Source organism: Streptomyces sp. NPDC001617 (assembly GCF_053596855.1).
Genome location: NZ_JBSFHA010000039.1, coordinates 85810 through 92073 on the forward strand (window position 1 = coordinate 85810; position 6264 = coordinate 92073).

The following is a 6264-nucleotide window of genomic DNA, read 5'->3' on the forward strand; positions in this document are numbered from 1 at the left end:
TCGTCACTTGACCGGCATGATGCGGGAGGCCGCACATGACCGGTGCAACATTCGAAGGACACTACAGCTGGCACCCGGCAGCTGATGATCGTCGACTGGCACAGGCGTGCACGGATGTCAGGGCGGGACGGTACTTCAGTGCGCAGGAAATACTGAAGGAAGCGCGCTGGGATTTCGATCTGAGAGCGCATCGGTCTCTGGTATTGGCATCCGAAGCCGCCGACTCGGATCTGGCGGAACGTTGGCTTGCAGAAGAAGTCAGCGCCGAGTCGACGCTGATGTGGGCTCGAGTTGCCGTGCTGCGTGTGACACGGATGGCCGGGACTGACGATCGTCGAGTCGCCCCTCTCGCGCGTATAGCGCTGGCCGCGTGCAAGCATGCCGCCGAGGTATTCCCCGAAGATCCCACACCGTTGGTGGCCCAACTCGCCATGGCCCGCCTTCTTCAGTACCGGGATCCTGCCCCTAACGGTATGATGCTGACACACCCGGGCCCTTGGAGCCTGTTCTCCCGCATCCTTCGCCTTGCCCCCTGGCATCGCGAGGCACACCACCGGATGCTGGCCTACTTCTTCATCCGTAACGGCGGTTCGAAATCTGCCACTTGGGACGTCGCATTCTTTTTGAGTCAGCGCGCACCGAACTGGTCAGCACTGCGACTTCTACCGTTCGTCGCACTCGTCGAGGACCACAATCCACAGATGCTGCTGGCAGAGCGCGTATGGGAAGAATCTGCATGGAAAGTTATCGCTTCGGCGATTTACCATAACTGGTTTCCCGAGGCGTCGGACTATCGGTTCATTCCGGTTCTGGATCTTTCCTATCTGGCTCACGCTTTATTCATGACGAAACTCGAGTTCGAAGCCCGCGCTGTTTTTACGGCCATGGGCCCATATGCCGCCCGGATGCCCTGGAGCGCCTTCGGCCAGCCTGAGCAGCAGTTGAACAAAGCCCGACGTTCATGCAGGCTCGCGACAACCGAAAATATCTGACGAAGTCACCTGCAATCGGTTTCCTCGGCGCTTCACATGTCCGATCCCGCTGAAAGGTAATCAGTGCACCAGAACACGCCTAGCACCCGTCAACACAGACGTCATGGCGGCCGCAGTTCAAGGCCTGTCGTGCTCGATGACGATGCCACGCTGCACGCCATGGGCTATCCGCGGAAACTCACACGACGTTTCCGTGCGTTCGACAACTTCGCCATCTCCTTCACGATCATCAACATCATCTCCGGGATCTTCTCGGCCTTCGGTCTGGGGATGAACGCCGGCGGCCCGCGGATTCTCGTGTTCGGCTGGATCGGAGTGTCCGTCATGGTGCTGTTCGTCGGCGCCTCCATGGGGGAGATCGCCTCCGCCTATCCGACCAGCGGCGCACTGTACTTCTCCGCGGGCAAGCTCGCCAAGCGCCATCGCGGCGCCTGGTCCTGGTACACGGGATGGCTGAACTTCGTTGGCCAGGTGGGCGGAACGGCCGCCACCGACTACGCGGCCGCCACCTTCATACAGGCGTTCCTCGCTCTGCAATGGCCCGGCTACCAGGTGACGACCGAACGGACCGTGGCCATTACGACGGTGATCCTGCTGATCCAGGCGCTGGCCAACACCTTCACGGTGCAGTTGGTCGCCGTGCTGAACCGGATCTCGGTGTGGTGGCTGGTGATCGGCATGCTCGTGATCGTCGCCGCTCTCATCGTGATACCGGCGCACCACCAGCCCGCTTCGTTCGTGACGCACTTCGCGAACAACACCGGCTTCACCAGCAGCCTGTACGGCGGCATGCTCGGCCTGCTCGTCACGAGCTGGACCTTCACCGGCTTCGACGGCAGCTTCCACATGTCCGAGGAGACCGTCCAGGCCACCGTCAACGCGCCCAAGGGCATCATGCGCGCCATCGGCTACTCGGCCCTCAGCGGACTGATCCTGATGCTCGCTCTGGTCTACGCGATCCGTGACTACGCGCTGCAAGCCGGTTCGTCGGCTCCGCCGGTGCAGATTCTCATCGACGCGCTGGGCCTGTCCACCGCCAAGCTCCTGGTGCTGATCGTGATCGGCGCGATGCTGTTCTGCGGGCTGGCGAACATGACCAGCAACGCCCGTCAGATCTTTGCCTTCTCCCGCGACGGAGCGATGCCCGGCTCGCGCTGGTGGCACTCGGTTTCAGCTCGCACCCGCACCCCGGTCAAGGCAGTGTGGCTCGCCGCCATGTGTTCACTGGTGCTGGTCCTCCCCGGCCTCTGGTCCAGCACAGTTTTCGCCGCTGTCGTGAGCGTCAACGTCGTCGGCCTCTTCCTCGCCTACGGCGTGCCCATCTTCCTGCGCCTGCGAGCGGAGGACTTCCAGTCGGGGCCGTGGAACCTGGGGCGCTACGGAAGACTCGTCGCGGGGATCGCTGTCACGTGGATCGCGATCAGCAGCGTGCTGTTCATGCTGCCTCAGGTCTCCCCGATCACGGCCAAGTCGTTCAACTACGCGCCGATCGCCCTGGGTGCGGTTCTACTCATCGCCACCGTGTGGTGGTTCGCCACGGCTCGCGAGCGCTTCGAAGGCCCGGTCAGTTACGGCCGCCCCGACGAGGTGGCTGCCATGGACCTGATCTGACCGGACGTCCTACGCATCGCACAGCCACACGCCAGGCCATCGCACTTCCCATCGGGGACGGGCGTACACGGCAGCCACAGGTTCCCCGGCGGTCAGGTGGTCGGCCGGGCAGCCGAGGAAGGACCCAACCGCCATGAAAGCGCATGTACATGGGGCGAAGCGGGTGCTGGTCGCCGATGACGACGCGGCCATCCGGCGTTCGCTGGAGCGCGGTCTACGGCTGGACGGCTTCTCGGTGGCCCTGGCCGACGACGGCCGCAGTGCGCTGGCCGCTCTGCGGGACGAAGCGCCCGACGTGGTGATACTGGATGTCTCGATGCCCGACCTGAGCGGGACCGAGGTGTGCCGAACGCTGAGGGAGACCGGCAGTGACGTGCCGGTGCTGATGTTGTCCGCCCTGGACCAGCTGGCTGACCGGGTAGCCGGCCTGCAGGCGGGCGCTGACGACTATCTGGTCAAACCGTTCGCTCTGCAGGAGCTGGTGCTGCGGCTGCGGGCATTGTTGCGCCGCAGGCCTCCGGCCGGCACCGACCAGGTGCGCGCCGGGGGCCTGGTGATCGACCCCGGAAGTCGCGAGGCCGTCCTGGAGGGCGCGCCGTTGACGCTCACCAGGCGTGAGTTCGACCTGCTCGAAGTGCTGGCCCGCAATGCAGGCCTGGTGCTCACCCGCGACCAGCTGCTGGACCGCGTGTGGGGATACGGCTTCGATATACGCACCGACGCCGTGGACACCTTCATCAGCTACCTGCGGCGCAAGCTGGAAGCCGGTGGCCGTCCCCGCATCCTGCACACCGTACGTGGGGTCGGCTTCATCCTGCGCGACGACCCGGCGCGGGGCGGAGGGGGGCGATGAGGCTGTCCACGCGCGCTCACCCAAAAACCCTCCTGCGGTGCTCTGTGCGCGCGGCCTCGCTGTTCTCGCACCCACGGAAATGCCACCGGCGGCGAGGGCGGTGGCAAGCCGTCCCCGCTGTTTTCTCCGCCTGTCGCAGTTGCCCCCCGCGCGGAGCCCGCACGGTGCGAGCTCCGCCGGCTCCGATGCCGCGTGGCCGGGCCTGCAGCTACGTAGAAGGCCACCCCGCGCGAAACCGTCTCCTCCGACACCCCGGCAGCACGAGCCACCAACCGGATCCCGCCGTGCCGCCCCAGAGCCCGCGCGTCCGTCCCCAGCACCAGCCGACGCCGCCGCTCATCCAGATGCGGCGACAAACGGGCGAACTTCTCCGCCAGCACCCGCCAGCACCGCCTCGATCCCCTCCGCCACAACAGCACCCTACGACCCCAACACCCTTGCCAGAAGCCGAAGTTATTATTCGGCGGCTCCCTGTGACGAACCCTCATGGAAGATCGAGGTTAGTGATGAAAGGCTTCGAGAAACTTGATTATCAGGGGTCGCGTTCGTCGCATCCAAGTACGGGCAAGCAGGCCATCAGGGCACGTCCACGCACGAGTTACTCATCTCGCCGCGTGAGAACGCACGCGCCCTGAACCGTATCCAGGAGCGGAATCAGCTCGAAAATGGATACCCGTGCGCTGGTCGTACTTCAACGCCGCCCAGATTCATGTACAGATTGACCAGTTCCTCCACCGTGCGCAGTGCACTGTGAACGACGGTCGTCTGTTGTTTCTCGGACAGCGGAAGGGTATCCAAAAGTTCGACGAGATCATCGGCCCGTCGGACCTGCTGTTGGGTGGGCTCATCCAATGTGCAGAGAGGTTCGATTGTTTGGTTGCGCGCACCAGCTTCCACAGGATCACGCGACCAGCAAACCGAGGCGCCGTCATCCAGTACAAGCAGGTAACCCAGCAGGGTGACAGGGTGATCGTGTTCGATCCAGTAGTACTGGGCGCCCACGAGGTCAGCGATCGTACGAGAGGCAAGTTCACCGAGTACCGAAACGGATTCTCGTCCGGTAATGAGCAGTCGGGCGAATGAGTGGCGATTGCGAACGGTACTCTTCGCCATGCGCTGCGCGTAGTACGACCCCAACGCTTCCGATGCCGGGTCATCTGGGGCCAATTTCCTGCAGCGGCGTACGGCAAGTTCCAGGAGGGGCATGCATGACTGGGCCAGTCCGTTCACCGTGTGCAAGTACTGACTTTGACCGAAGATTTTGCCAGGAACCTTGTCAGCTAGAGCTGTCGCAGGGCGGAGTACGAGCTTGCTGACCCCCAGTTGGGCATGCAGCACTGCTGAGATGCTTGGGCTGCTCCTCACAGGATTCCTTCGGCGTTCACTATCTGCGCAGGAAGGCGCCATCCCCACCGATTGGCCATCGACACGGGCAAACCGATTGCCGAACGGTCGGGTAGTCCCGGCTTGCGCGCCAAACGACTGATTGATTGAGCGCTCACCTTCGCCGCGGATTCGTTCTGTAGAATTCGTCATCGATTCGGCGATTATCAAGAAATCCTCTACCTGCTTGATCTGTGCGATCAATATTCCTGTTCAGCTAGCCGACTGGCTAGCGCGGCAACACGAGGATTCGGACCATAAGGTCAAGTGATCGATTTTCCTGCAGTCGATAGTCAGGAAGCCGAGGAAGGTTCTCATCTTGCATCTCGTGGTAACGTGGTGGCGAAACATTCAGCGACCAGCTGTCGTTTATTCCCACTCACTTGGCCTGTCCGCTCCCGCCGGGGAAACGGGGGCGGACAGGTGCTCTCGGTGTTGCCTAGGCAGCATCCCGCCTCCGGTCTCACTTCTGCATCAGGGTAACCACGTAGGCCACACGTAGCTTGCGTCGCGTATAGGGATCACGTCACACAATGCGTTCCCCCTGATCGGCCTGCCAGCTGCGTAATCAAACGATGATGGTGAACGTGAAGTGAATTTCCCCGACACTACTTATGGGTAGTGTTCCAGAATGATCGGTCGGCTGTAATTCTCGGAACGGACGACGTCCCCGTGCCGAGGAGAACGAGAAGTGAGCATGACTGGTCCAGCCCGGACGTCCGGCGGTCGCACTGGAGGCGATGGCGGGGTCACTTCGAGGGAGTGTGCCGAGGTTCGATTTCTCTCCGTGGAAGACGTGGAATCCCTCGTGGCGCTCGAAGAAGGCAAATGGGATGAGGGTCAGGCTGCTTCCGCGGCGGAGCTCGCTGCCCGTATCCAGGCGTACCCGAAGCTCTGTATCGGCGCCTTCACCGCCGACGGTGAGGCGCTGGCCTCACTCTTCATGAAGCCGATCACTGTCCGGGAGCTGCGCGCGGCGGCCACCTGGTCCGACTGCGCCGAGGTGCGGACCTCCGCGCCAGCAGGTACCCGGTCCCTGTTCGGCATAAGTCTGAGCAGTGTCGACGCAACTGCCGTGATCTTCATATTCGAGTTCTTCTGGCCTTACGCGCTGAAGAACGGATGGCGTGACATCTATCTCGGCTCACCCATGCCGGGTCTGCGGGGCTGGAAGAGATCCCATCCGGAAGGGTCGGCGGATTCGTACATGCGCCAGAAGCGTCATGGGATGCCACGCGACCCGCAACTGCGTTATTACCACAATAAAGGCTTCAGGGAAATCCTGGAATGCAAGCCCGGATATTTCCCCCATCCCGCTTCCCTCGACCACCAGGGCTTGGGCGAGTTCCGGGGTCGGGCGGTTGGTCGGGCCGTGACCGGTTGGGGTGCATAGCAGAGCAGGCACGGGCTTCGTGATCATTGGGG

The 6264-nt window shown here is 62.9% G+C and carries 5 protein-coding genes and 1 pseudogene; 4 read left to right on the forward strand and 2 right to left on the reverse strand.

All coding sequences use genetic code 11. From position 1 onward, the window contains the following. Positions 1-35: 35 nt before the first annotated feature. From ACWC09_RS27625 to ACWC09_RS27635, 3 genes are all read left to right on the forward strand, one after another. A complete protein-coding gene (locus ACWC09_RS27625; protein WP_450853433.1) occupies positions 36-992 on the forward strand; it encodes a hypothetical protein in 957 nt (318 codons plus the stop codon). A 159-nt stretch (positions 993-1151) separates the two neighbouring features. After that, positions 1152-2603, forward strand: coding sequence for an amino acid permease (locus ACWC09_RS27630; RefSeq protein WP_450853441.1), 1452 nt, complete (start codon positions 1152-1154; stop codon positions 2601-2603). A gap of 133 nt (positions 2604-2736) precedes the next feature. After that, positions 2737-3456 carry a response regulator transcription factor gene (locus ACWC09_RS27635; protein ID WP_450853434.1) on the forward strand — a complete coding sequence of 240 codons (720 nt, stop codon included), beginning with the start codon at positions 2737-2739 and terminating at the stop codon, positions 3454-3456. A gap of 176 nt (positions 3457-3632) precedes the next feature. Here ACWC09_RS27635 and ACWC09_RS27640 read toward each other — a convergent pair. Next, positions 3633-3836: pseudogene (locus ACWC09_RS27640) on the reverse strand (ISAzo13 family transposase); the annotation flags it as partial. Between the two features lie 274 nt (positions 3837-4110). Beyond that, entirely contained in the window at positions 4111-5043 is a 933-nt protein-coding gene (locus ACWC09_RS27645; protein WP_450853436.1) for a hypothetical protein, read from the reverse strand. Positions 5044-5626: 583 nt separating this feature from the next. Here ACWC09_RS27645 and ACWC09_RS27650 point away from each other — a divergent pair. After that, positions 5627-6232 (forward strand): hypothetical protein, encoded by a 606-nt coding sequence (locus tag ACWC09_RS27650; RefSeq protein WP_450853437.1) that lies wholly within the window; start codon positions 5627-5629, stop codon positions 6230-6232. Positions 6233-6264: the final 32 nt, after the last annotated feature.